Source organism: Streptomyces sp. NBC_00154 (genome assembly GCF_026342835.1).
Classification (GTDB): domain Bacteria; phylum Actinomycetota; class Actinomycetes; order Streptomycetales; family Streptomycetaceae; genus Streptomyces.
The window spans coordinates 61,289-83,372 of record NZ_JAPEMI010000003.1; the positions used below are offsets into that span (position 1 = coordinate 61,289).

At 68.2% G+C, this 22,084-nt stretch carries 25 protein-coding genes and 2 pseudogenes; 16 read left to right on the forward strand and 11 right to left on the reverse strand.

Annotation, left to right across the window (positions count from 1 at the left end; all coding sequences use genetic code 11):
- Window position 1 precedes the first annotated feature (1 nt).
- Window positions 2-421, forward strand: coding sequence for an FMN-binding protein (locus OHA03_RS44965; RefSeq protein WP_267009747.1), 420 nt, complete (start codon window positions 2-4; stop codon window positions 419-421).
- Window positions 414-1,181: an FAD:protein FMN transferase gene (locus OHA03_RS44970; RefSeq protein ID WP_267009748.1), complete on the forward strand. Its 768-nt coding sequence runs from the start codon at window positions 414-416 to the stop codon at window positions 1,179-1,181. The genes OHA03_RS44965 and OHA03_RS44970 overlap by 8 nt, the downstream gene beginning before the upstream one ends.
- Window positions 1,182-1,367: 186 nt before the next feature.
- Here the strand turns inward: OHA03_RS44970 and OHA03_RS44975 are convergent, their stop codons facing one another.
- Window positions 1,368-2,054 carry an SDR family oxidoreductase gene (locus tag OHA03_RS44975; protein ID WP_267009749.1) on the reverse strand — a complete coding sequence of 229 codons (687 nt, stop codon included), beginning with the start codon at window positions 2,052-2,054 and terminating at the stop codon, window positions 1,368-1,370.
- 183 nt (window positions 2,055-2,237) lie between these two features.
- Here OHA03_RS44975 and OHA03_RS44980 point away from each other — a divergent pair, with 183 nt between their 5' ends.
- The gene (locus OHA03_RS44980) at window positions 2,238-2,369 is read left to right on the forward strand and encodes a hypothetical protein (RefSeq protein WP_267009750.1); all 132 of its coding nucleotides are present in this window, start codon (window positions 2,238-2,240) and stop codon (window positions 2,367-2,369) included.
- An 87-nt stretch (window positions 2,370-2,456) separates the two neighbouring features.
- Here OHA03_RS44980 and OHA03_RS44985 read toward each other — a convergent pair whose 3' ends face one another.
- Window positions 2,457-3,611: a sulfite oxidase gene (locus OHA03_RS44985; protein ID WP_267009751.1), complete on the reverse strand. Its 1,155-nt coding sequence runs from the start codon at window positions 3,609-3,611 to the stop codon at window positions 2,457-2,459.
- 41 nt (window positions 3,612-3,652) lie between these two features.
- Here OHA03_RS44985 and OHA03_RS44990 point away from each other — a divergent pair, with 41 nt between their 5' ends.
- From OHA03_RS44990 to OHA03_RS45010, 5 genes are all read left to right on the forward strand, one after another.
- Window positions 3,653-3,781, forward strand: a complete 129-nt coding sequence (locus OHA03_RS44990) for a hypothetical protein (RefSeq protein WP_267009752.1) — start codon at window positions 3,653-3,655, stop codon at window positions 3,779-3,781.
- Between the two features lie 192 nt (window positions 3,782-3,973).
- Entirely contained in the window at window positions 3,974-4,201 is a 228-nt protein-coding gene (locus OHA03_RS44995; protein WP_267009753.1) for a hypothetical protein, read from the forward strand.
- 50 nt (window positions 4,202-4,251) lie between these two features.
- Complete coding sequence (locus OHA03_RS45000; RefSeq protein WP_267009754.1) at window positions 4,252-4,428, forward strand: hypothetical protein; 177 nt, start codon at window positions 4,252-4,254, stop codon at window positions 4,426-4,428.
- A 57-nt stretch (window positions 4,429-4,485) separates the two neighbouring features.
- Window positions 4,486-4,932, forward strand: coding sequence for a hypothetical protein (locus OHA03_RS45005; RefSeq protein ID WP_267009755.1), 447 nt, complete (start codon window positions 4,486-4,488; stop codon window positions 4,930-4,932).
- The gene (locus OHA03_RS45010) at window positions 4,929-5,168 is read left to right on the forward strand and encodes a hypothetical protein (protein WP_267009756.1); all 240 of its coding nucleotides are present in this window, start codon (window positions 4,929-4,931) and stop codon (window positions 5,166-5,168) included. The genes OHA03_RS45005 and OHA03_RS45010 overlap by 4 nt, the downstream gene beginning before the upstream one ends.
- A gap of 425 nt (window positions 5,169-5,593) precedes the next feature.
- Here the strand turns inward: OHA03_RS45010 and OHA03_RS45015 are convergent, their stop codons facing one another.
- The 3 genes from OHA03_RS45015 to OHA03_RS45025 form a co-directional block, all read right to left on the reverse strand.
- A complete protein-coding gene (locus OHA03_RS45015) occupies window positions 5,594-6,457 on the reverse strand; it encodes an NAD(P)-dependent oxidoreductase (protein WP_267009757.1) in 864 nt (287 codons plus the stop codon).
- 201 nt (window positions 6,458-6,658) lie between these two features.
- Window positions 6,659-7,078: a hypothetical protein gene (locus tag OHA03_RS45020; protein ID WP_267009758.1), complete on the reverse strand. Its 420-nt coding sequence runs from the start codon at window positions 7,076-7,078 to the stop codon at window positions 6,659-6,661.
- A gap of 391 nt (window positions 7,079-7,469) precedes the next feature.
- Window positions 7,470-8,303, reverse strand: coding sequence for a beta-propeller fold lactonase family protein (locus OHA03_RS45025; RefSeq protein ID WP_267009759.1), 834 nt, complete (start codon window positions 8,301-8,303; stop codon window positions 7,470-7,472).
- Window positions 8,304-8,594: 291 nt separating this feature from the next.
- Between OHA03_RS45025 and OHA03_RS45030 the strand changes: the two genes are divergently transcribed.
- Window positions 8,595-9,134: an SMI1/KNR4 family protein gene (locus OHA03_RS45030; protein WP_267009760.1), complete on the forward strand. Its 540-nt coding sequence runs from the start codon at window positions 8,595-8,597 to the stop codon at window positions 9,132-9,134.
- Between the two features lie 205 nt (window positions 9,135-9,339).
- Here the strand turns inward: OHA03_RS45030 and OHA03_RS45035 are convergent.
- A pseudogene (locus tag OHA03_RS45035) lies at window positions 9,340-10,701 on the reverse strand (OB-fold nucleic acid binding domain-containing protein); the annotation flags it as partial.
- On the opposite strand from OHA03_RS45035, the gene OHA03_RS45040 reads away from it, so the two are divergent.
- On the forward strand, window positions 10,606-10,854 hold the full coding sequence (locus OHA03_RS45040; protein WP_267009966.1) for a hypothetical protein: 249 nt from the start codon (window positions 10,606-10,608) through the stop codon (window positions 10,852-10,854). The pseudogene OHA03_RS45035 and the gene OHA03_RS45040 sit on opposite strands and share 96 nt — an antisense overlap.
- 303 nt (window positions 10,855-11,157) lie before the next feature.
- Here the strand turns inward: OHA03_RS45040 and OHA03_RS45045 are convergent, their stop codons facing one another.
- The 3 genes from OHA03_RS45045 to nadC form a co-directional block, all read right to left on the reverse strand.
- The gene (locus tag OHA03_RS45045; RefSeq protein WP_030978521.1) at window positions 11,158-11,451 is read right to left on the reverse strand and encodes a DUF1330 domain-containing protein; all 294 of its coding nucleotides are present in this window, start codon (window positions 11,449-11,451) and stop codon (window positions 11,158-11,160) included.
- A gap of 385 nt (window positions 11,452-11,836) precedes the next feature.
- The gene (locus OHA03_RS45050) at window positions 11,837-12,694 is read right to left on the reverse strand and encodes a PhzF family phenazine biosynthesis protein (RefSeq protein ID WP_267009761.1); all 858 of its coding nucleotides are present in this window, start codon (window positions 12,692-12,694) and stop codon (window positions 11,837-11,839) included.
- Complete coding sequence (gene nadC, locus OHA03_RS45055; RefSeq protein WP_168499924.1) at window positions 12,682-13,575, reverse strand: carboxylating nicotinate-nucleotide diphosphorylase; 894 nt, start codon at window positions 13,573-13,575, stop codon at window positions 12,682-12,684. Before nadC ends, OHA03_RS45050 begins: the two co-directional genes overlap by 13 nt.
- 387 nt (window positions 13,576-13,962) lie before the next feature.
- Here nadC and OHA03_RS45060 point away from each other — a divergent pair, with 387 nt between their 5' ends.
- Window positions 13,963-14,388, forward strand: coding sequence for a helix-turn-helix domain-containing protein (locus OHA03_RS45060; RefSeq protein ID WP_078853007.1), 426 nt, complete (start codon window positions 13,963-13,965; stop codon window positions 14,386-14,388).
- Between the two features lie 6 nt (window positions 14,389-14,394).
- On the opposite strand, the pseudogene OHA03_RS45065 reads toward OHA03_RS45060, so the two are convergent.
- Window positions 14,395-14,520: pseudogene (locus OHA03_RS45065) on the reverse strand (hydrogenase subunit MbhD domain-containing protein); the annotation flags it as partial.
- Window positions 14,521-14,532: 12 nt separating this feature from the next.
- Between OHA03_RS45065 and OHA03_RS45070 the strand changes: the two are divergent.
- From OHA03_RS45070 to OHA03_RS45085, 4 genes are all read left to right on the forward strand, one after another.
- Window positions 14,533-15,255 (forward strand): MnhB domain-containing protein, encoded by a 723-nt coding sequence (locus OHA03_RS45070; protein WP_267009762.1) that lies wholly within the window; start codon window positions 14,533-14,535, stop codon window positions 15,253-15,255.
- Window positions 15,256-15,274: 19 nt separating this feature from the next.
- Window positions 15,275-15,625 carry a sodium:proton antiporter gene (locus OHA03_RS45075; protein ID WP_030932398.1) on the forward strand — a complete coding sequence of 117 codons (351 nt, stop codon included), beginning with the start codon at window positions 15,275-15,277 and terminating at the stop codon, window positions 15,623-15,625.
- Window positions 15,622-17,364, forward strand: coding sequence for a complex I subunit 5 family protein (locus OHA03_RS45080; RefSeq protein WP_267009763.1), 1,743 nt, complete (start codon window positions 15,622-15,624; stop codon window positions 17,362-17,364). Before OHA03_RS45075 ends, OHA03_RS45080 begins: the two co-directional genes overlap by 4 nt.
- A 334-nt stretch (window positions 17,365-17,698) precedes the next feature.
- On the forward strand, window positions 17,699-18,391 hold the full coding sequence (locus OHA03_RS45085; protein WP_267009764.1) for a hypothetical protein: 693 nt from the start codon (window positions 17,699-17,701) through the stop codon (window positions 18,389-18,391).
- Window positions 18,392-18,536: 145 nt separating this feature from the next.
- On the opposite strand, the gene OHA03_RS45090 is transcribed toward OHA03_RS45085, so the two are convergent.
- A complete protein-coding gene (locus OHA03_RS45090) occupies window positions 18,537-20,024 on the reverse strand; it encodes an IS4 family transposase (protein ID WP_267000869.1) in 1,488 nt (495 codons plus the stop codon).
- Between the two features lie 702 nt (window positions 20,025-20,726).
- On the opposite strand from OHA03_RS45090, the gene OHA03_RS45095 reads away from it, so the two are divergent.
- A complete protein-coding gene (locus tag OHA03_RS45095; protein WP_267009950.1) occupies window positions 20,727-21,980 on the forward strand; it encodes a PP2C family protein-serine/threonine phosphatase in 1,254 nt (417 codons plus the stop codon).
- Window positions 21,981-22,084 lie beyond the last annotated feature (104 nt).

Sequence of the window (22,084 nt, forward strand, 5' to 3'; positions counted from 1 at the left end):
CATGCGCCGAGCCGTCCTCGCCACCACCGGGATCAGCTCCCTCGTCGTCACGCTGCTCGCCCTCAAACCCCACCAGCTCCCCGCCCTCGCCGGAGTGTCCCCCCGGTCCCCCACAGCTTCCGCGTCTTCGCACACGTCCACGGGGACGGGCACGTTCACCGGAGACCCCATCGACACCCGGTACGGGACCGTGCAGGTCGCCGCCATCCTCTCCAAGGGAAAGATCACTGCCGTCAAGGTCCTCCAGGCCCCGGACCAGAACGGCCGCGACCAGGAGATCGCCTCCTACTCCCTGCCCCGTCTCACCCAGGAAGCGATCGGCGCCCAGAGCGCGCACATCGACGCCGTCTCCGGCGCCAGCTACACCAGCCAGGGCTACATTCAGTCCCTGCAGAGCGCCCTGGACCAGGCCCATGCCTGACGCCACACCCGGACTGCGCCACGTCGAGCACGTCATGGGCACCGTCTTCTCCTTCGACATCCGCGACAAGCCCACCACCGCCATCCACAGCGCCCTCGCCGAAGCCGTGCGGCAACTCCACCGGGTCGACGCTGTGTTCTCCACCTACCGGCCCGACAGCCACATCAGCCGCCTCGACCGCGGCGAGATCCGCCTTGAGGACTGCCCGCCCGAAGTCCACGAAGTCCTGTCCCTCTGCGCACAGGCCACCCACGACACCCACGGCTGGTTCAGCGTCGTCCCCTCCGGAACTCTCGACCCCTCAGAGCTCGTCAAGGGCTGGGCCACCGAAGCCGCATCCCAACTCCTCTACGAAGCAAGCGCGCACCACACCTGCGTCAACGGCGGCGGCGACCTCCAACTCCACGGCCAGCCAACCCGCGGCACCCCGTGGCGCATCGGCATCGCCCACCCGCTACACCCCGGCAAACTGGCCACCGTCATCACCGCCCACGGCGACCTGGCCGTCGCCACCTCGGGCACCGCCGAACGCGGCGCCCACATCCTCAACCCACACCACGGCACACCCGCCACCACGTTCGCCTCCCTCACCCTCATCGGGCCCCGCCTGACGCTGACCGACACCTACGCCACCGCCGCGTTCGCCAGAGGCGACGGCGCACAGGACTGGGTAGAAACACTGGACGGCTACGAAGCCCACGCGGTCCTGCCCGACGGCCAGGAATGGTGCACACCAGGATTCCGTCGATATGGATCATGAGACGGGACACGGCCTCAATCCCGCCCGCAAGGAACGGGCGCCTCCCCATCACGGCCGCGGGTTACCCACCGAAGGCACCGCACGAGCCGAACTCGTCCCTTGCCCAGCATTGAACACCAACTCCGAAGGAGCCCCTGCGGGACTCGATCGGCCGTTGGTCTGTGTGGCTGCCCGATTCCCGATGAGTCAGGTCACGCGCAGTCCGCCGTCGACGAACAGGTCCACGGCGTTGACGCCGGTGTTGCGGAGGACGAAGTCGGTGGCATCGACGACCTCCGCCGTGGTCACGAGGCGTCCGATAGGCGTCCGCGCCAGGTGGGGGTGCTCGGGCGCGTCGCGCCACTTGGGGCTGTCTCCCACGACGCCCGGATGGATCGCATTGATGCGGTGGGGTGCGATTTCCACGGCCAGTGTTTTCACCAGACCGGTGATGCCGCTGTTGAAGGCGGTCACCATGGTGGAACCGGGGTAGGGGCGTTCCCTGGCCAGGCCACCGAAGAGCACGACCGACGCGCCGGGGTTGAACCGGTCACGCAGGGCTCGCACGGTCTCGGTGTAGCCCACCAGCTTGGTGGTCACGGACTCGATGGCTGCGGCGATATCGAAGTCCGCGAGAGAGTTGACGCCCTGTTTGGCCGCGGTGATCACCAGGTTGTCGACCGCGCGCACATCGCCGAGCGCGGCGGCAATCGACTCCGGCTGCGACAGGTCGACGGCCAGGCCTCTGGTCAGGCCGCCGATTTCGCCGGCCACCGTGTCAGCGTGAGCCGTGGTGCGGCTGGTGATGAGGACAGTGTCGCCACGGTCGGCGAATCGCTGGGCCATGGCGCGACCCAGTCCGCTGCTTCCTCCGACGATGATCGAAGTGGTCACGATCCAGTGGTCCGTTCAGGTCTACGGGCAGCTGACAAGGAATTCCGTAGAAGCAAGATTCAGCGGTGGCGCAGCGGGACAGGTCCGCTCCGGTAGCACACAGACTCAGAACCCCCGGCCGCGTCGCCCACCGATTCGTAGCCGGTGGATCCATTCTGCCGCGTTGCCGCGGACGGGCGGATCATGCTCGCCGTAGACGTCGGCAAATGGCTGCAGCCGGAGGCTGCCAACAGCGCAGACAGCACCCTGACGGAGACCGTCGACCGAATCATGCTCGAAACGGGCTTGGCCCGCCTTCCCGCGCACGACAGCTGACAGAACTCAGGTCACTGGCATCGACTTTCCGGATGTGGCCTTGTGCTGCTGGACGGGCTTCCGCTTCTCGAACACTGGAGCGTCCAGTCAGGGGTGACATGTGACGTGCAGTCGGGCCCAGGAGTTGTTGGCGTATCCCTTGGGGTTCCAGACAGTTGCCGGCGATTCAGGCTGTACGGCCGCGGTGTCGTCCCAGGCGCGGGCGATGAGCTCCGTCGCGCCTGCCGGCAGGGTGAGCGTGGCGTGCCAGTGCTGCCACGTCCATGGATTTTCCGGTTCGTCCAGATCGGCATGGATCCAGGTGCTGCCGCAATCGTGGGATACGTCCACGCGTGCCACGGTTCGGTCATCCCCAGCGAAGGCGAAGCCGGTGACCTCGGTCGGCCCCGACGGTAGGTGGGCGCCTTTGTCGGGCTGCAGGATGGCGCAGTGGATGGCAATCGGGCCAAGGGTGATGCCGTCGCGCGGTTCGGCCTTGTGAGGGTCGGCTTCGGGAGGCAGGACGCTGTATTCGGTTTGGAAGTAGTTGTCGGTCGGTTCGGCCTGTGCGGTGATGCGCCGGAGCCATTTGACGCTGCGGGCGCCGATCCATCCCGGGACGACTACGCGCAGCGGGGCGCCGTGCGCGGGGGGCAGGGTCCGACCGTTCATTGCCCAGGCCAGGAGCACCTCGCCGGAGGTGGCTTTCGCCGCCGGGATGGAGGCTCCGAAGGGCTGTGGTGGGTCGGCGTCCTGTGACATGTCGGAGCCGGTAAAGGCGATGTGGGCTGCTTCCGCCTGCAGTCCGGCCTCGGCCAGCACATCTGCCAGACGCACCCCGCCCCAGGATGCGGTGGAGGTGGCTCCTGGACCCCAGGGGACCTGGCCCGATATGTCGCGGAACTCCATGAGGTCGGCGCGGCGGTTGCCTGCGCACTGCAGCGTCGCCACCAGCTCCCGCTCGGGGAAGCGGCGTTGCAGTTCGTCGATCGACAGCACCAGCGTGCGGTCGACCAGGCCGTCCACCCGAAGTCGCCAGCTGGCTGTATCCATGAGAGGGAATGGTCCATGGTTGCGACCGTAGAAGGTGTCCAGGGGGGTGACCTGGTCTACGAGGGCGCCGGGCGGTGGTTCAGCGTTGTACGGCTCGCTCTCGTGCACGATCATATTGTCGCGTTTGCCCCATATTCCCATATGGATATTATGCTCGAATCTCCTCAAGCAGCACTTTCGTTCCCGCTCGGATTTCGGCGGCAGCCACACGGAGCGCATTCCTGCAGCGTCCCGCGAGGGAGAGCGAGGCCATGGGCAAGGAGCGAGGCGGGGACGACACAGACCCGACCTATGCCCGGGACCACCTGGCAAACGAGCGCACGAACGTGATGGCGCTCGGGCTGGCCGTGGCCAAGTTCATTGAGCATCGTCCAACCTGAATTGGCAGGTCACGGGGCTGGCGTGGGTCGCGGCTGGGGTGCTCGTGCCGGTCGGGGGCGTGATCGGTAGCAGGTGATCGTCCGGCACGTTGCAGATTCGTCGGAATCATGGGGCCGGGCCAGGGGCCCTCGTACTCTGCGGAGGGAGTGCGGGTCCGGGGAGGGAGTGCCGGTGGCGGATGTGCTGGGGTGATGCAGCGGCGGGTGGTGCTGGCCGACCGTGCCGAGCGGCTACGCAAGGAGCTCGCCGAGATGGACGCGGAGGTGGCCCGGCTAGAGGCCGCAGAAGTGGTGATCTGGCCGTTCATCGAGGCCGAGCGGAGCAGACAGGCCGACGACCGGGCCGTGGCCGAGGAGTTGGAGCGGGTCACGACCACTCCGGGGTCGGGCGACATGCTGCTGGTCCCGCACCGTGAGTAGGTCTGGACCACAGCGCGCTGCCCGCGGACTACCAGGCGATTCTGAAGATCGTGACCGCGGCTTCGGAGCCGGTTCCGGCCAAGGGCGTCAGCGTCAAGCTCGGCAAAGGAACCCAGCCCGGGCAGGTCGAACCGGTACGCGACAAGCTCAGGCGCCTGGCGGACCGGGGCTGGCTGCACCGCACCCCCGCCGGCCGCTTCACCGCCCTGCCGCAGCCGCCCGCCTGACCGGCCCCGGCCGGATTCGGGCGTAACGCACACGCCCCGACGGGAGTTGGGGATTCCATGCGAAAGAACACCAGCCCCGCCGAGGGCGCTGACGGCCTTGTCTACCAGTGCCACGTGCCGCTGTCGATCGCCACCCTGGAGCTGGTCTCGGGTCTGGTCCGCGGTCATCTGAAGAAGATCGGCTCGCGCTGGCGCAAGCTCCCGCCCGGCCGGATCGCCCTGATCGTCCTGGCGGTCCTCCGCCACGACCAGCGGGTTTCCGACATGGCGGGCGGCCATGACGTCTCCGCCTCCACCGTGCGCTGCTGGCTGCTGGCGGTTATCGGCCTGCTCGCCGCGCGCGCCCCGCGCCTGGAGCGCGCCCTGAGGAAAATCGCCCGAAAGGATGGCGTCGTTGTGTTGCTCGACGGCACCCTGGTCCGCACCCGCAGACGCACCGGGAGGAGAACCGGCCGAACTACTCTGGCAAGCACACGGCCCATGGCCTGCTGTTCCTGGCCTTGACCGACGAGCGTGGCAACCTGGTGTGGATCTCGGCGGCAAGGCCGGGGCGCTCCAGCGAGGTCACCACTGCTCGGCAAAACAAGATCTCCGCCAGGCTGCGGGACGCCGGCCTTGGGGCGCTCGCGGACCTCGGCTTTGTCGGCCTGGACGACGCCCCCCGACGACCCGGCGATCGTCACCGGCCGCAAAGCGACCCGGGGTTATCCGCTAACCCAGCCCCAGAAGGAGCCGAATGAACGCCCGACACGCGACCATGCTTCTGCGGGCCCTCCTCGTGCTGACGAACGCCGAGGTCCAGCGCTGACGGACGATCACCTGCTACCGATCACGCCCCCGACCGGCACGAGCACCCCAGCCGCGACCCACGCCAGCCCCGTCACCTGCCAATTCAGGTTGGACGATGCTCATTGAATACGGCCATCCCCGGTCACTGGCCGCAGGAGCTCTGTTGATGGCTGTCGGAGCGGCCGGGTTGGCCTACGCCGCAGTGCGCTACCGGAACGCCGCAGCCGACATCCGACAGGAACGGCTGCGCGCCGCGGGCCGGACCCGGAGGACCACTGGCTGCAGGCGTCGTACTGACCGTCGCACTAACTGCCGCCTTGCTACTGCTCTGGTGACCCTAGGCGGGCCGGGACCGGACCGACGCCCCGGATACGGGCTACGACGGCGGCCTCCTCAGGTAGTCGACGGCGGCAAGGTCGTCGTTGTCATGGCCGGCCGCGACGTTCGCTTCCAGGCGGTCTCGGACGGCTTGGAGCAGAGGGCTGGGGGTGGCGGCTGCCGCGGCCAGTTCGATGTCCTTCAGGGCGAGTTGCACCGCAAATCCCGGCGCATATGAGGCGTCGTCCATGACGCCTACTTTCTGCAACTCGTACGGCATGGCGAGCGGGCCCGCCTCAAGCACCCGGACGAACGTCGCATGGTCGACGCCGAGAGCGTCGCAGAGCGCAAGGACGTCGCTCATGGCGACTGTCGAGGCAGCCATCCAGGCGTTGACCACGAGCTTGACGGCGCTGCCCTCGACCCCCGTCCCTACATGGAGCACGGACGAGCCGAGATCGTCGAGCAGAGGACGCGCCCGCGTAAGCACGTCCTCGGCACCGGCAACCAGCCAGACAAGCTTGCCCTGACGAGCGGGAGCGGTGCTTCCCGAGACCGGGGCGTCGAGGTACGCAACCCCGTGATCACGAGCCAGACCGGCCAACATGCCGGCGTACCGTGGCCCGACCGTGCTCGCCTGCACCCAGACGGCATCCTCGTCGAGCCGACCGATGGCATCCGACATGACCTGTGTGACCGCATCGCCGTCACGGAGCACAGTGACGACGACGGACGCGCCGGAGACCGCATCTCCCACCGCCCTCACTGCCGTGACCCCGGCAGCGTGCTCCGCCACCGCACGGGCCCTGTCCTCCGTCCGGTTCCACAGCCGTACCTCGTGGCCAGTATCTCCGAGCCGCATCGCCATCGCGGCGCCGAGTGCGCCCGCTCCAAGAACAGCGACGGTGGAAGCGTGAGACATGAAAGACACCCCTTGTCTGGTTTCCCCCATGCCCATGTTCCGCCGGCAACCCGCGTCCTTCCTGGCAGAGGAACGCAGCGCCCTTCACGAGCAGCAAGTCGAACATCGGCGATTCGGGCCGATGGCATCCGGACCTGGCCGACCGGCTCCCGAACGCGGGCAACTTCCAGCCGTCGCCCGCCACCTTGACCTCGCGGTTCCTCACGGCCCGGGATGCAGAGCATCGGTTCGAGGCCGACGCAGGAAGCATGTCGCGGACAGGACAACCAGGAGACCTTCGATGACCAAGCTGAACAGCCCCAGGAGTTCTGCCCAATAACCGATGTCGCTTCTGTAGTCGGGCAACCCCGGCCCGCGCGAGAGGACGTAGCCGACGATAGGCCCGGCGCCCACTCCCAGAGCCAAGAACCAGCCCAGCCGGACAATGCCCACCACGAGCAGTACGGCCGTCACCACAGCCACGATCTCCAGGGCGTAGTAGAGGACAGCGATGTACCGAGGCGTTTTCGATCCTGGAACACCCCCTTGGTCGACGACATGCACAACAGCCACGCCCAGGCACAACAGAGCTCCCGCCAACCGGGCGGTCCAGCCCGAAGCGATCACGCCTCGTTCTGCCATGCGGCCTGACTCCTTCGGCATGCCGAGCAAGCGAGAATGACCTTTCGATCGACGTTCCCCGAATCGGCATTGGACTAGCAGCTACAACCGGCGTTCACCCCGTTGACCAAGGGCTGTCCCGCAGATGATCCAAGCGGCTGCTCGCTGTGCGGCGCGCTCGGGGCCGTAATGCGAACGGCTCAACTCCTGATCAAGGAGGATGCGAGATGACCAGCGGTGACCGAACTTGAGGGAGTCGAGGCGGCCGACCCGCAGCAGACCGCTACTGCTGCTGATCAGTAGTTGACGCACTCGGACAGCAGAAACGTCCCGCCCCCGGACGGTGTCCGCACGGACATCGTCCGGGGGCGGGTTTGTTCTGTGCGGCCCGGTCCGGTGGTGCGTCGCGGGCTCAGCTCACCGCCACGCCGTAGGGGCTGTCGCCGAGGGTGACAGTCGCGACGACCTTGTGGGATGTCGGGTCGATGACTTTGAGGGTGCCTGCTCCCTGGTTCGTGACGTAGATCGCGTCGTTGGTGACCTCCAGGTTGAACGGGTCGGTGCCGGGAGGGCCCAGGGAAATGGTTGCCGAGACGCGGTGGTTGCCGATGTCGATCACGGATACGTTGCCCGGGCCGAGATCGGCGGAGTAGACGACGTGGCCGTCGGGCCCGATGGCCACGTCAAAGGGGCCCTCGCCGACCTGTACGGCCGTCGCCTTGCCGGTACGGGTTGCGACGGCAAGGACCTGCTTTCCCACTTCGTCGGCGACGTAGGCCGACTTGCCGTCCGGGGTGATGGCGACGCCCACCGGGGAGTGCCCTGCGGAAAGGTTCCTGGTGACGCGGCGCGTGCTGGTGTTGATGACCGACAGGTTGCCGGAACCGGAATTCGCCACGTAGGCCGTACCGCCGTCAGGACTGAACGCCACGTTCACCGGAGACTTGCCGACCGGGATGGTCGCGGTTACCCGGTTGGTTCGGGTGTCGATCACCGAGACGTTGTTCGAACTGCCGTTGGTGACATAGAGGGACCTGCCATCGGGGCTTAGCCCGACACCGGTGGGGCTCTTCCCGACCTTCACGGTTTTGACGATCTTGTTGTTCTTGGTGTCGAGGACCGAGACCCGGGCCGAGCCGCTGTTGGCGATGTATACGTGTGTGCCGTCCTTGGCGACGGCGAGGCCTTCGGGCGATACGCCGGCCGGCACGGTTGCGACGACCTTGTAGGTACCGGCGTCGATCACCGAGAGCGTAACGACGCAAGGTCCAGGTCGGCGACCATCAGTTGTACGCGACCACGTACAACGGGGCGTCAGGACCGCATCTACGACGAAGCCCGACACACTGCCGACCCTGTCCATCTGATACGCATGTTCGGGCTGGCGACGTCGACGGCCACGAAGTACGTCATGGCGGCGCACCCCGACAAACAGGCCGATCCGATTCAACCCTGAGAAATGTGCGTCCCCAGTTGGTACAGGCGAACGTGCCGATCCGAGTGACGTCACAGTCTGACCGGCCGATACCCTGCGCCAGTGATGACCGCCGATGACCGCGACTTTCCAGATGCGCTCGCTGCCGCGCTCGCTGTCCCCTTCAGCTACGACGCCGGTGACGGGGTTGATTTCGAGCCCTTCCCCCGCTTCCTGTCTGTTGACGAGACCGCGGACTGGATTCACGCATGGACCGGAAACACGGAACTGACCGGTGACGACTTCCGGGTGTTCGGGCAGAACGGCGCCGGAGGTTACGCAGCGTTCTGGCTTGTCCGTCATGATGAGGGTCTTGCTGATCAGCCCATCGTCTTCCTCGGCTCCGAGGGCGAGACCGCCGTCGTCGCACGAGACTTGGCCGACTTCCTGTGGCTGCTTGCCGGCGGCTACGGCCCCTTCGAAGCGATCCCCGATTTCACAGACACATACGAGCCTGACTGGCGTCCGCGCCCCAGCCCGGAGCGTGCCGCCATCGCCGAACGCTTCGCCCCCCAAGGCCGACGCCCACCTGCCGACGTGATCAAACTGGCCGCCCAAGAGTTCCCTGACTTCGAGAACACGATTGACCAGCTGTGTCGCTGAGCAACTGCTCCGCAGCACAGTAAAAGCCAAAGGTATGCACGCACGTCCGTGCCCTGCGGTGCACGCAAGGGCGTACGCCGACACCAGATGCTCGAGGATGCCCCGCGAAGTCACTGAACCCATCGCACACACCCGCCTATGCCCCGAGAGGACCAGCAGGTTCACGCTCGATCCCCTCCAGGAATTCGGGAACCTGTCGGCTTCGGTCGGCGTACGGATGAAGCCGGGCACCGGTGGTGCCGTTGACCAGGGTGCGCTGCGGCTGCGCGGGAGTCGGATGCGGACGGCTCTCGCCAAGGAGGGCGAGCGCGGCCTCGGGACCGCTGTCACGACGGGCCGCGGCGATCTCGTCCAGGTCCCAGGCCATCGTGCCGACGACGGTACGACGGGTGCCGCGCACCTGGACCGTGCCGCGCACCAGCAGCAGCCCGCTGTGGAAGACGGTTTGCGCGCAGGCCGGGTGGGAGTCCTCGAAGAAGGCCAGGTCGACCAGGCCGGAGCCGTCTTCCAGGGTGACGAAGATGATGCGCTTACCGCTGGCGATCGGCGGGGTCTGGGTCGAGGCCCGCACACCGGCGACGAGGACCTGCTGACCGGCGCGCATTCCGGCCAGATGGGCCGCGTCGGTCGCGCCGATCTCCCGCAGCAGCCGGTGGTGGTGCTCCATCAGGTGCTTGGAGACGTCGATGCCGAGGGTGCTCAGTTCGGCGCTCAGGGCTTCGCGACCGGTCATCTCCGGCAGACCGCTCGGCTCCGCCCCGCCGACGGCACCCGCGTCGATGGGCAGCTGTCCCTTGCCCGCGGACCGGGTCCGAGAGGCTCGGTGGAGTTCGGCGATCTGCAGCAGCAGGTCGCGGCGCGTGAGACGTCCGTCGTGGAGAGAGTTCAAGGCGCCGATCTCCGCGAGGCGTTCGGCGATGGGCTTGCTGGGACGGGCCCGCTGCCAGAAGTCCGACAGCGATCCGTACGGCTGGGCTTCTTCGATCCGCGCACACTCGTCCTCGCTGATGCCGTGGACCGCGGAGAGGGCGAGACGTACGGCCCACTATTGTCCGTCGGTCTGTTCCACGGTGTGCTTCACCTTGGAGCGGTTGATGTCGACGGGCAGAACCGGCACGCCACGCCGGCGGGCATCGGAGACGAGGACCCGCTTGGGCCACATACCGGGGTCGTGTTCGAGAAGGCCCGCCAGCAGGAACGCGGGATAGTGCGCCTTGAGCCAGGCGCTCTGCAGGGCCGGTACGGCGAAGGCGACCGCGTGGGCCCGGCAGAAGCCGTAGGCGCCGAAGGCCTCGACGGTCTTCCAGACCTCGTCTCGGACGACCGCGCTGTAGCCGCGGGCATGCGCCTGACGGTGGAACCAATCTTTGATCTTCGGCAGCCGGCTCTTGTCGCCGAGTGCCCGCCGGGCGATCTCCGCGAGGGCCCGGTCGCACCCGGTCATCACCGACAGCGTCTCGATGATCTGCTCGTGCCAGATGGTCACGCCGTAGGTGTCGGCGAGCACCGGCTCGAGGTCCGGGTGGGCGTGGGACGGCGCGTCGCCATGCCGGGCGGCGATGTAGCGTGGTGGGGCTGCAGTCCACGGGAATGCCGTTCGTGGACTGGTCGACTCGTCCTGCGCACCGCCGCCCATCTGGCCTCCGACCACGGCCCCTTCGATCTGGTCCTGGCCGGAGGCCTCTTCGACTACCTCGAAGAACGCTTCACCCGAGCCTGATCCGCACCACCCTGTCCCGCCTGTGCCGCCCCGGAGACACGTTCTACTTCTCCAACATCGCGACCCCGAACCCGTACGCCGCCCTGATGACCCACATCGGCCGCTGGAACCTCGTCGAACGCACCCCCGCCGACATCGAGGCCGACGTCCGAGCCGCCGCGCCGCCGGGAAGGAACCGTCGCCGGACTGGACATCACCGCCGATGCCACCGGCCTGACGCTTTTCGCGACGGTGCGGCGCGCTGACGAGCCGGGGTGATCCCCGCAGCCGGCATCGTGTTCCTCCCTGACGCGGCATCGGTCGTCAGTCGAGGCCTTCGATGATGCGGAAGTCGCGCTCGACGCCGTCAGCAAGTACGGCCAGTGCCTCCTGGTAGGCCGCACTCGCGCGTGCGGCGACCGCCTGTTCGAAGCTGTCGAACTCGATCAGGACGGTGCGCTCGGCGATTCCGGCGTCGTGTGCGACGACCCGGCTGCCGCGGGAGAGCAGCCGCCCGCCCGCGGCCTTGACGGCTGGACCGGCCAGCTTGTCGTAGGCAGCAAGCCTCTCAGGGTCTGCGATGGTGCGGTAGACGCTGACCCAGTAGCCCTTGGCCACGGTACCTCCTGTGTTCGGAATTGATGATCAGAAGCATGCTCAGATCCATGGCCGGCGCGCTGTGGGTCAGCGAGCCGACGGAGACGGCGTCGAAGTCGGACGGCTTCGATCAACCGGCCGGGGCTGCGATCGGATTGGTCTCGGGTGAGCGTCGGCGGGCGAGGACGAGCCAGAGCCGGTCGAGTCGATGACTGGCCTCGCCGGAAGGGCCGCGGCCCGGACTAGAACGAAGAGGAGCCGACAAGTAGGTACGAGTCGCACCAGTACGACGTGATCGGCCATCAACCCTGAGCCCCTGCCACAGATGCCGCCAGAACTGGCCGGGCTCTCACAGGAGCAGTTGGACCTGCTGCGGACCGGCACCCTCGCCTTGAGCGCGCAGGCCTCATCGCATGACCGTGCGCACGATCGCTGCCTGGCCGCCGACTCGGATCCGGTGTCCCGTGCGGTCGCGGTGGGCGGTCGCTGTGATGGTGGACGGGCTGCCGAGGTGATCACCCATGTCGACAGCGAGGCGGTGTGTGCCGAACCCGGCAGCATGCGCTGCCAGGCAGGCCGTGCTGTTGGCGTTGGCGATGTCCTCGGGGACGCCGATCGACGGGGCGAACATCCGGGCTGCTGCTCGGCCGTGTCGGTCCGGGGGCGAGTAGGCGTAGCAGCCCAGCAGACCGTAGCGGTCACAGGCTGCGCGCAACAGGGTTAAGTCCGGCGTGAGTTCGGCCAGTGCGGCGCGGGATCGGATGGGCAGCAGAAGCCTCGGCCGCCCGTTCGACGCCACGCAGGCGTCGCCGGCTACCGCGTCCTCTGTCAGTCCGAGGCCGCCTACGACTGCCCTCAGTTCGGGTCCACCGGTGCTACGCAGGCTGACCGGGCCCGGGTCGAACGACGCCGTCAGGCCGTCACCGTTTCGGCTTGCCCGACCGTCGAAGCTGCGGTGGGCCGTACGCAGGGCGGCGCGGTAGTCGTGGTCGCCGCCGTCCCGTTCGGCGAGCACGGCGAGGGCGGCGACGGTGCCGTGTCCGCAGGCGGGCAGTTCGCCCTGGGCGGTGAAGAACCGCAGTGTGTACGCGGGCTGACGACGCTCGATTCCGGTCGCGCGGAGGAAGACGGCGTGCGATGTTCCCAACGCCGTGGGAATGCGGCATCGCTCCTCGTCGGTGAACGGCGCATCATCCAGAACGGCGGTCGGGCTGCCACCCGCGCCGTCTCGCTGACACGCGACGACGACCGCTACCTCGGACATGGCACCGGGCCGGTGGTCAGCAGCATGGTCAGGTCCAGTGCGGGCGCGCTGTGCGTCAACGCCCCGACCGAGATGAGGTCGACGCCCGTCCCGGCGATGGCGAGAACTGTGTCCAGGCGGATGGTGCCCGAGGCCTCCAGCAGGATCCGGGAAGCGTCGGCCCGCCCGGCCCGGAACTTCACGACCTGCTCGATGTCGGCCACCGGCATGTTGTCGAGCATGATCCAGCGGGCTCCGGCGTCGAGGGCCTCGGCGGCCTGTGTGACGGTCTGCACCTCGACATCGCTTTCCACGGTCTGCCCGGTGCGCGCCATCCCGCGCCTGACCGCCTCGATCGCGGCGGTCACCCCGCCCGCCGCGGCGATGTGGTTCTCCTTGAGCAGGACCATCGCCGCGAGATCGAGGCGGTGGTTGTGGCCGCCGCCGGCGGTGACCGCGTACTTGTCCAGGGCGCGCAGGCCCGGCGCCGTCTTGCGCGTGTCCAGGATGCGCGCCCTGGTCCCTGCCACAGCTTGGACGTAGCGGTCGGTCAGCGTCGCGATGCCGCACATGCGCTGCAGGAAGTTCAGCGCCGTACGCTCCCCGGTGATCAGGCTGCGCGCCGAACCGGATAGGTGCACCAGGACCTGGCCGTCGGCCAGTCGGGCGCCGTCGGCGACGGCCGGCTCGACCTTGACCTCGGGGTCGACCTGCGCGAAGACCTCGGCGACCACGGGGAGGCCGGCGGCGATGCCGCTTTGCCGGGTGCGGATCTCGGCCGTGGCCACCAGTTCCTCGGGAACGCTCCACACGGTGGTGATGTCCTTCCCCGACGCGTCCTCGGCCAGGGCGGCAGCGGCGGCGGCCCGTGCTGCCGCCGAGGGAAACTCGGTCGTGGTCATCTGGTCTCCAGCTCTGAGTGGATGTTGGCTTGGTGGCGGCAACCGCCGACGAGGCAGCACTGAAGTTCCGCTGGGCCGGTTCACAGGACCTGGTGGATCCTGTACTCGATCTCCCGCGTGCCGGTCACCCGTCCCCCCGCCACGAACAAGTTCCGAGTGAGCCGTCCGTGCGACTCGGCGCCGACGTCGAACTCGGGGCACCATGCGCATGTACCGGTCCTCCCGGCCGGTCTCGCCTCCGTCGACACGGGCTTTCAGGAACGCCTCTCACCCAGGTCGTCGGGGCAGGTGCCACAACAGCCTCCTCCGTTTCGATTTCCGAAGCGGTCACTGATGCTAGCGTGTCGGTATTCGAAGCATCAACCCTGGAGAGCTGGACATCCCGACATGGCAACACCCAGGCCTGGCAATCCTGTTCGCGGCTCGACCACCGGCCGCCCCCTCATGGCCGCACTCGATCTGTTCGGGCGGCGGTGGAGTCTACGCATCCTGTGGGAGCTTCGCGCGGGCCCGCTTGGATTCCGCCCCTTGCAGAAGCGGTGCGACGACATGTCCTCCAGCGTGATGCGGCAGCGCCTGACCGAACTGCTGGATGCCCAGGTGATTCACCAACTACCGGACAGCCGCTACGAGCTCACCCCGCTGGGACAGGAGGCGCGCCACGCCCTGAACCCCCTCGCCCGCTGGGCGGGACGCTGGGCGGCCACTATCGACCCGCAAGGGGCGGACCACACCGACGACCAGTCCGCCAGCCGCGTCTCACATCCGGACACCGTGGACGACGGGACGCCGGAGAGGGACTCCGCGGACTGACGCCCCGAGCGCCGAGCCCACCGCCAGCTGTGACAAGGCGACGTCCGGCGCCTGGAGGACGGTGAACAGCACCGCGAGCGCCAGGCCGAGCACCGAGAGAACCAGGGCCTGACGGGCCGGGTCACGGACCGCCGCAGACTACGGATGTGGATCCTGGCCGTGGGCTGCCTGGGCTTCGCCGCCATGTTCGGGGCTGCCTGCCTGCAATTGCCGGGCTTCGGCGGTGACAGCCACCCCTATGGCGACCGTGCCGTCCGGGCGGCGCTTGCGCACCACACCGCCAATGTGATCTCGGCCGTCAACTTCGACCAGCGGGCTTTCGACACCCTCGGCGAGGAGACCATCCTCTTCGCAGCCGTGCTCGGAACCGTTGTGCTGCTGCGACAGACCCGCGAGGAGCGTCAGGTGCCTCCCGCGCCGGTCAATGTTGCGCTCCCCGTGAGACGGTACGCGCTGATCCTGTTGCCCGTCGCCCTTGTCGTCGCCTTCTATGTCGTCGCACATGGCCAGCTCAGTCCGGGCGGCGGGTTCCAAGGTGGGGTCGTCGTGGCGACCGCTCTCCATCTGCTCTACGTCGGGGCCGACTACCGCGCGCTGGAGTGGATCCGCCCGGTCAGCGTGTACGAGGTCGGCGACGCGGTGGGCGAAGCGACATATCTCGTGCTGGGCCTGGCGGGTCTCATCGCGGGTTCCTCGTTTCTGGCCAACACTCTGATGCCGTACGGAACGTTCAACACGCTCGCCTCGGGCGGATCCGTGCCCTTGTTGAACATGGCCGTCGGCATGGAAGTGGCGTGCGCCGTGGTGGTGCTGCTCGCCCGCTTCCTCGACCAGGCCGTGGAGATCGAGGAGGAAGACGAGAAATGAGTTGGGGGACGAGCAGGCCATGATGTCCGTATTGCCTTATCTGGTCGCCGGCTGGATCTTCCTGGCCGGGTGTTACGGCCTCGCCACCAGCCGCCACCTCGTTCATGCGGTGGGCTGCCTGGCGGTCTGCCAGTCCTCCACCTACGTGCTGCTGCTCGCCGTGGGCTATCGCGACGGCGGTACCGCGCCCGTCTTCTCCGACCTGAAGCCTGGATCGAGACCGCTCGTCGACCCCGTCGTGCAGGCACTGGCCCTGACCGACGTGGTGGTCGGCGCCACCGTGACCGCTCTGCTGCTGGCCCTGGTGATACAGGTCGCCAAACGACACGGCACGGTGAACCCCGACGAATTGACCGAGCTGCGCGGATGAGCCATCTGCTGCCCCTGGTTGTCGCGCTGCCGCTGATGGGAGCCGCCGTGCTGGTGGCCGCCGGACGGCGTCTGCCACGCATCGCCGCCGACTCGATCGGTTGCACCGTGGCCATGGCCACCGCCGGCCTGGCCATGACGCTCCTCGTCAACGCCTCGCCGAATGCTGTCGAATGGGTCGGCGGCTGGCGACCGAGCGGCGGCGAAGGTGTGGGCATCGTCCTGGTCGGCGACGTGCCCGGGGTGGGCCTGGCGGCACTGGTCTCTGTCCTGGTCGTCGCGGTACTCATCTACTCCTGGCACTACTTCGACGAGCCACCGCACCGGCACGCGGGCTCCTTTCCGGCTCTCGTGCTGCTCTTCCAGGCGGGCATGTGCGGCTTCGCGCTCACGGGTGACCTCTTCAACGCCTTCGTCTTCTTCGAGCTCATGAGCGTCGTGGCGTACGCCCTGACCGGATACCGCGTGGAAGAAGCGAAGGCCGTGCAGGGCGCGCTCACGTTCGGGGTGATCAACTCCCTCGGTGCGTACACCACGTTGACCGGCATCATCCTGCTGTACGCCCGCACCGGTGAGCTCGGAATGCGGCAGATCGGACAGCGGCTCGACGCACAGGGTGGGCCCGACGCACTGACCCTGTGCGCCTTCGTCCTGGTGCTGACGGGGCTCCTGACCAAGGCGGCTGCCGTCCCGTTTCACTTCTGGCTGCCCGACGCACACGCCGTCGCGCCGACTCCGGTCTGCATGCTGCTGTCCGGAGTCATGGTCGAACTCGGCGTGTACGGCGTGTGGCGGGTGTACTACACGATCTTCGCCGGGTCCGGCGGCATCCCCGCACCGGACGCTGAACGCGCCCTCGTGACGCTCGGCGTGCTGACCGCGCTGATCGGCGCGGTGATGTGCTGGCAGCAACGGCACGTGAAGCGGCTCCTCGCCTATTCGACGGTCGCCCACACCGGGCTCTTCCTCATCGGAATCGGCCTCCTGCGCCCCGAGGCAACTGCTGGGCTCGCGGTCTACATCGTGGGCCACGCGGGGGCGAAGGCCGCCCTGTTCGCTTGCGTGGGCATCCTCCTCGACCGGTACGGGAGTGTCGACGAACACGAACTGTACGGTCGCGCAAAAGAGTTGCGATGGGTCGGCGTCCTGTTCGCGACCGGTGCGCTGGCTCTGTCCGGGCTGCCCCCTTTTGCCACGGGCCTCGGCAAAGCGGTGACGGAAGAAGCTGCGGGCGGACTCCTCGCCGTGGTGTTCGTGGTCGTATCCGCGGTCACCGCGGGAGCGGGGCTCCGGGTATCCGCACGGGTGTTCCTCGGCGCCGGGAAGCGACCCGAGGCCGAAGCGCCACACGAGACGAAGGGTGAGGACGAGGAGCCGGAAACCAGGGGCCGTATCGGCCGGGTGCCCACGACGATGACCGCGGTCCCCACCGCGCTGCTCATCGGAGCTGTCGCGGCCGGTCTGGCTCCATGGCTTGCCACGTCAGTGGGTGTCCCATTCGGAGCCCATCACGTACCTCACTGGACTCCGGCCGGGACGTTCCTCGGGTTCGTCTCTGCTGCACTCGCCGTGGGCTTGGCCGCAGCGGCCGTACATGGCCCCGCCCGTCAGGAAGCTCACCGCTGGACGACGCCGCTTCGGCGCATGCACTCGGGGCACATCGGCGACTATGTGGTCTGGCTCCTCGCCGGCACAACCCTCATCGGCGCGCTCTCGCTGCCCGGCATCGTTGCGGGGTGACCCGACTTTTCCGGCCCTGCAAGCACGAGCACGCTCGCTGAGCGGGCGGAGTGGGGGTCCGAGCTTCGCGGGGGTCGCGGGCTGTTCGTCGCGGCCGCCGGCAACCAGGGACAGACCTCATCGTGCGCCCCCCATCGTGCTGGTTTGCCGGGATCCGGAAGCCGGCCCCTCTCACAGACTGCCGTGCGATCTGGGTGTATTCCTGTCTCCGGCTGATGGAGGCTAGGGGCGGAGGGGGTAGGCGATGACAACAGCGCGGGCGAGGGCTCACAGCACGGGCATAGGGCCGAGCAAGGACGGTGCCGACCGGCGGTCGCCGGGTCGGGCGAGGTTCATGGGCGTGCTGCTGATCCTGCTGTCCCTGATATCGGCGGCAGCCTGCTACTTGGTGTTCTCCTGGTGGTTGCCCTCCGACAGCGAGCGCTACCAGGACTACCGCGCGGCCGAGGCGTGCTCCTCCCGCGCGATGGAACAGGGGCAGACGGACTGCATGAGTACCTGGCACCTCACCGTGGTGATGACGGTGAACAAGACCTCGGGCAAGAGCTCCTCCTACAAGGCAACCCTGAAGGATCGGCACTCCTGGCGGGGAACCGTGTCCTTCGGCGACCCGGGGCCGCTCCTGGAGCGGCTCGCGCCCGGCGACCAGGTCACGGCCACCGCCTGGCGGCGCGACATCGTGGTGCTCAGCAAGAGCGGCGTACGCCAGAACACCTCGGAGGCGCCCCGTGACGAGCTCCAGATGAACGCTGCCATCGGCGTGCTCGCCGCGCTCGTCGCGGCTCAGACCCTCGTGTTCGGTGCGGTGCGTCTTGCCCGGCCCCGTGACTACGAGCCCTTCACCTGGAATCCGTACGGCAAGCGGCTGCTCATCACCATCACCGCAGTCTGTTTCGGGGTGGGCCTGCCGGCGACGTGGATCGGCATCCCGTGGTGGACCGTGCCCGCCGTCGCCGTACCCGTGGTGGTGTGCGCGGCGGGGCTGATGCATCGCCGCCTACGGCCCCGAGCCGCAGGCGGAGTGTGACGGCCCTGGTGAATGCCGGTGTGAGGGGCATGTGAGTCAGACAAGATCAACCCTGGGTATTCAGCGGAATTGGGTGACCTGACGCTCCAATAACAGAAAGGTGCCGTTGACCTGCAATGCCGGTGAGTTAGCGCGTCGGTGCAGGTCAGGTGGGGTGCTTGGTGACTTTGAGTGTGTAGCGGACGTTACTGGGAGTGCGGGTCTGGTCCCGTTTTCTGACCTCGAAGGTGTTCTTGGACGGCTTCTTGATGCGCTGGCACTGCCGGTTGCGCCGGGGCGGCAGGAGGGCGGCCAAGAGCTCTGTGGTGGCTTCGCGGCGGGCGGCGGCCAGTGTGGTGACGTCGGCTGCGGCCTGGGCGGCGACGGCCAGCCGGGCGAGCTGCACCGTGACGGTGAAGGAGATCCGGTCAGGATCGGTCCCGCCGTGTTCTGCCGCGCGCGTCTGCAGTGCGCATAGTGCCTGGTAGACGGTGAGAAGGGCGTAGATCTCCTGGTAGATCAGCTCGGGCGCCTTGGAGCGCAGGATGAATCCGGCGCCGCGCAGGCGGTTCTTCAGTTCCGCGAATCCGTTTTCGATCTCCCACCGCTGGTGATATGCCCTCGCCAGCTGGTGGGCCGGGGCGAGGCGGTGGTCCAGCAGGCTGGTGACCAGCCGGAACGTCTCGGTGCGGGGTGGGCCGGCCTGTGGGTGGATGGTCACGGTGTACTCGATGATCCGTACCAGGTGTCCCCGGGGCGGCTCGGTCAGGGTGCGTCCGGCCGCGCGGGCCTGACCGTGGCGGATGTTCTCCGCGGGCGTGCGCATGATGGACAGGTAGGACCCGTCGGACAGCACCCGCAGCGGCACGAAGACCAGGTTCTTCTTGATCCGCCAGGCCAGGTGGGCGCCGGTGGCGCGGGCCAGGCCCCACAGCTGGTATCCGGCGAAGTTGCGGTCGGCCAGCAGCAGCATGTCCCCTCGCAGGGAGGCCAGCAGCCGGCGGGCGAGCTTGTGCTCGCTGAACCTGGCCACGGCGTCGAAGGCCGCGTCGACCAGGGCGTGGGTGCCGCATTCGGTCAGGGCCATCAGGCGGACCTGTGGGTGTCCGCTCTGGTTGACACCACCCTTGCCGGTGAAACCGAACTCAGCAGCGTTTGCCGGGGTGTCGGGGACATCCAGCGCGGTGCCGTCCCAGGCGACCAGCCGCAGCCCGAAGGCGAACGCGCCCGGAGTGACGGTCGTGGCCAGCGTGCCGCACCGCCGCTCGAACAGCGCCTGCAGCGGCTTGTCGCCCAGCCGCTGCCGGGCCCGTGTCAGGGCCGAGCTGGTGGGCAAGCGCTGCACACACAGGCCTGGCAGATGCCGCAGCTTCTCCGTCAACGTGCGCAGGACCGACCGGTATCCCGGCGGCCCGGCACTGTCGGAGCTGCTGAACAGGCACAACGCCAGGATGAAGTAGACCACCGCCCGGGCGGGCAACAGCCGGCGGCGACGCTCGCCGCAGCCGGTCAACTCCACGACCTCGTCAACCAGTTCAGGGCTGATCTCCTCGGTCAACACGCCGAGACGGACGTGCTCGCCAAAGCGCCGGTCCGTGGGGGTCACCAGCCTGTTCAACGGGGCCTGGCTGCCCTCGGTGATGGCAGACGACATGCGGACGATGGCACACTGAGTACCCAACGGAGTTCCCTCGCGGACAGTCGGATCTTGGTCGATCTTCTGTCCTACCGGGAACTCCGTTGCCGTGTCCCGGCCTCCGCCGACACGTCACCAGAAGTGACGGATCACGCAACGTCACCAGGGGATATTCCCAACCAAACCCCGCACTATCAAGTGCCTGACCTGCACCGACGCGCTAACTCACCGGCATTGCGTTGACCTGAAAGGATGCGAGTGTCTAGATCGTATCCGTAGCAGAGAGCAAGGCACCTTTCCGGTGATTGAGCGTACGGGGTGGGACCGTCGGCTGTCGGTGATGGCTGATTGGGCAAGAAGCACGATCGCGACTGTCAGTTGGACCAGCACCCCCGCGCGTTCCCGCCGGCCGGCCGCCGTGCTGGACGGCAGTACGTTGCCCAGCGCCCCGGTCAGACCTGTGAGATCCGCGCACCGGCGCAACAGGACCGCTTCCGCGGGCAGCGGTCACCTTCAAGAAGACGTTCGGGTTTCGTCCGGGCGAACCGCCAACCCAGTCACGCGCTCACGACCGCTGAAGAATCGAGGTTATGCGAACACGGGACTTCACCGCCGACGGGTTGTCTTCGTCCGCGCCCACGCCCAGCGGCTGCGGTGCCCTGGAGTGCTGACCTGCCCGGAGCGCCGCTGGTGCTTATCGTGAAAGAGCACCTGATCGACATGGCGTCGCGGGCAGGGGGCATCGTGAACGCATCGGGGATCGACTACGAGGCGGTATTCCGGGCGCTGCCGGGCGCGGTGGCCCTGTTCACCACGGACCTGGTGTACGTCGACGTCAATGAGGCGTTCCTGAGCAGCATGGGGCGTACCCGTGACCAGGTGGTAGGCCGCCACCTGTTTGATGCCTTCCCCGACGACCCCAAGGATCCCGCCGTGACCGGCATGCGCAAGCTGCAGGCATCGCTGCGGTGGGTGGCTGCCACCGGGGAGCGCGACGCCATGACGCTGCACCGCTACGACGTGGAGTACCCGGACCGGCCCGGGGTGTGGGAGGAGCGGTACTGGAGTCCGGTCAACGTCCCCGTCTTCGGCCCGGACGGGCGGGTGGCGCTGCTGCTGCACCGGGAGGAGGACATCACCGAGCTGATCCGGACCCTCACTGGCCGAGGCACCGGTGACCGGCCGACGGTACTGGAAGCCGAGCTGTACACCCGGGCCGGGGAGCTGCAGGGGGTCAACGAACGGCTGCGCGAGGCTCACGCCTGCGAACACGAAATCGCTCTGAGGCTGCAAGAGGCGATGCTGCCCGCCCCCGGGCCTGTGAGGCATCACCGCGCAGCAGTGCGCTACCGCCCAGCGGTCGGTGGGCTGAGCGTGTGCGGGGACTGGTACGACCTCGTCGAGCTGCCTGGCGACCGCATCGCGGTGGCAGTCGGCGACGTCGTCGGCTGCGGCCTGGCCGCTGCCTGCGTCATGGGCCAGCTGCGCAGCGCCCTCAGCGCCGCTTCCCGCGTCGCCGACGGCCCCGCCCAGGCCCTGGAAGCCCTCGGCCTGTACGCCCGCTCGGTCGACGGCGCGGAATCGACAACGGCCGTCTTGTCCGTCATCGACGGCACCAACCGCACCATCGCCTACAGCAGTGCCGGCCACCCTCCGCCAGCCCTGCTGCACCCCGACGGCACCGTGGACTTCCTCGACCAGGCCACCGACCCCCCACTCGGCGCCCGCCCCGAACACATCCCCCGCCCCCAGGCCGAGACCCCGTTCACCGAGGGCGCCACCCTTGTGCTGTACACCGACGGGCTGGTCGAACGCCGCAGCGAGGACATCGATGTCGGCCTGACCCGGCTTGCCGACACGCTCACACGCCACCGGAGCGCCGACCCCGAAACCCTCGCCGACGCCCTCCTGGCCGACCTGACCCCACCGGCCGGTGCCACCGACGACACCGCCCTGGTCGTCCTCCGCCTGTGACAGAGGCGGAGGAAGACATCGCTCACCGCCGCGTCGCCGGCCGCCAAGCTCCTTGGCGTATGACGGATCACGATCTACAAGTCAGTGCCGGAGCCGAAGGTCGG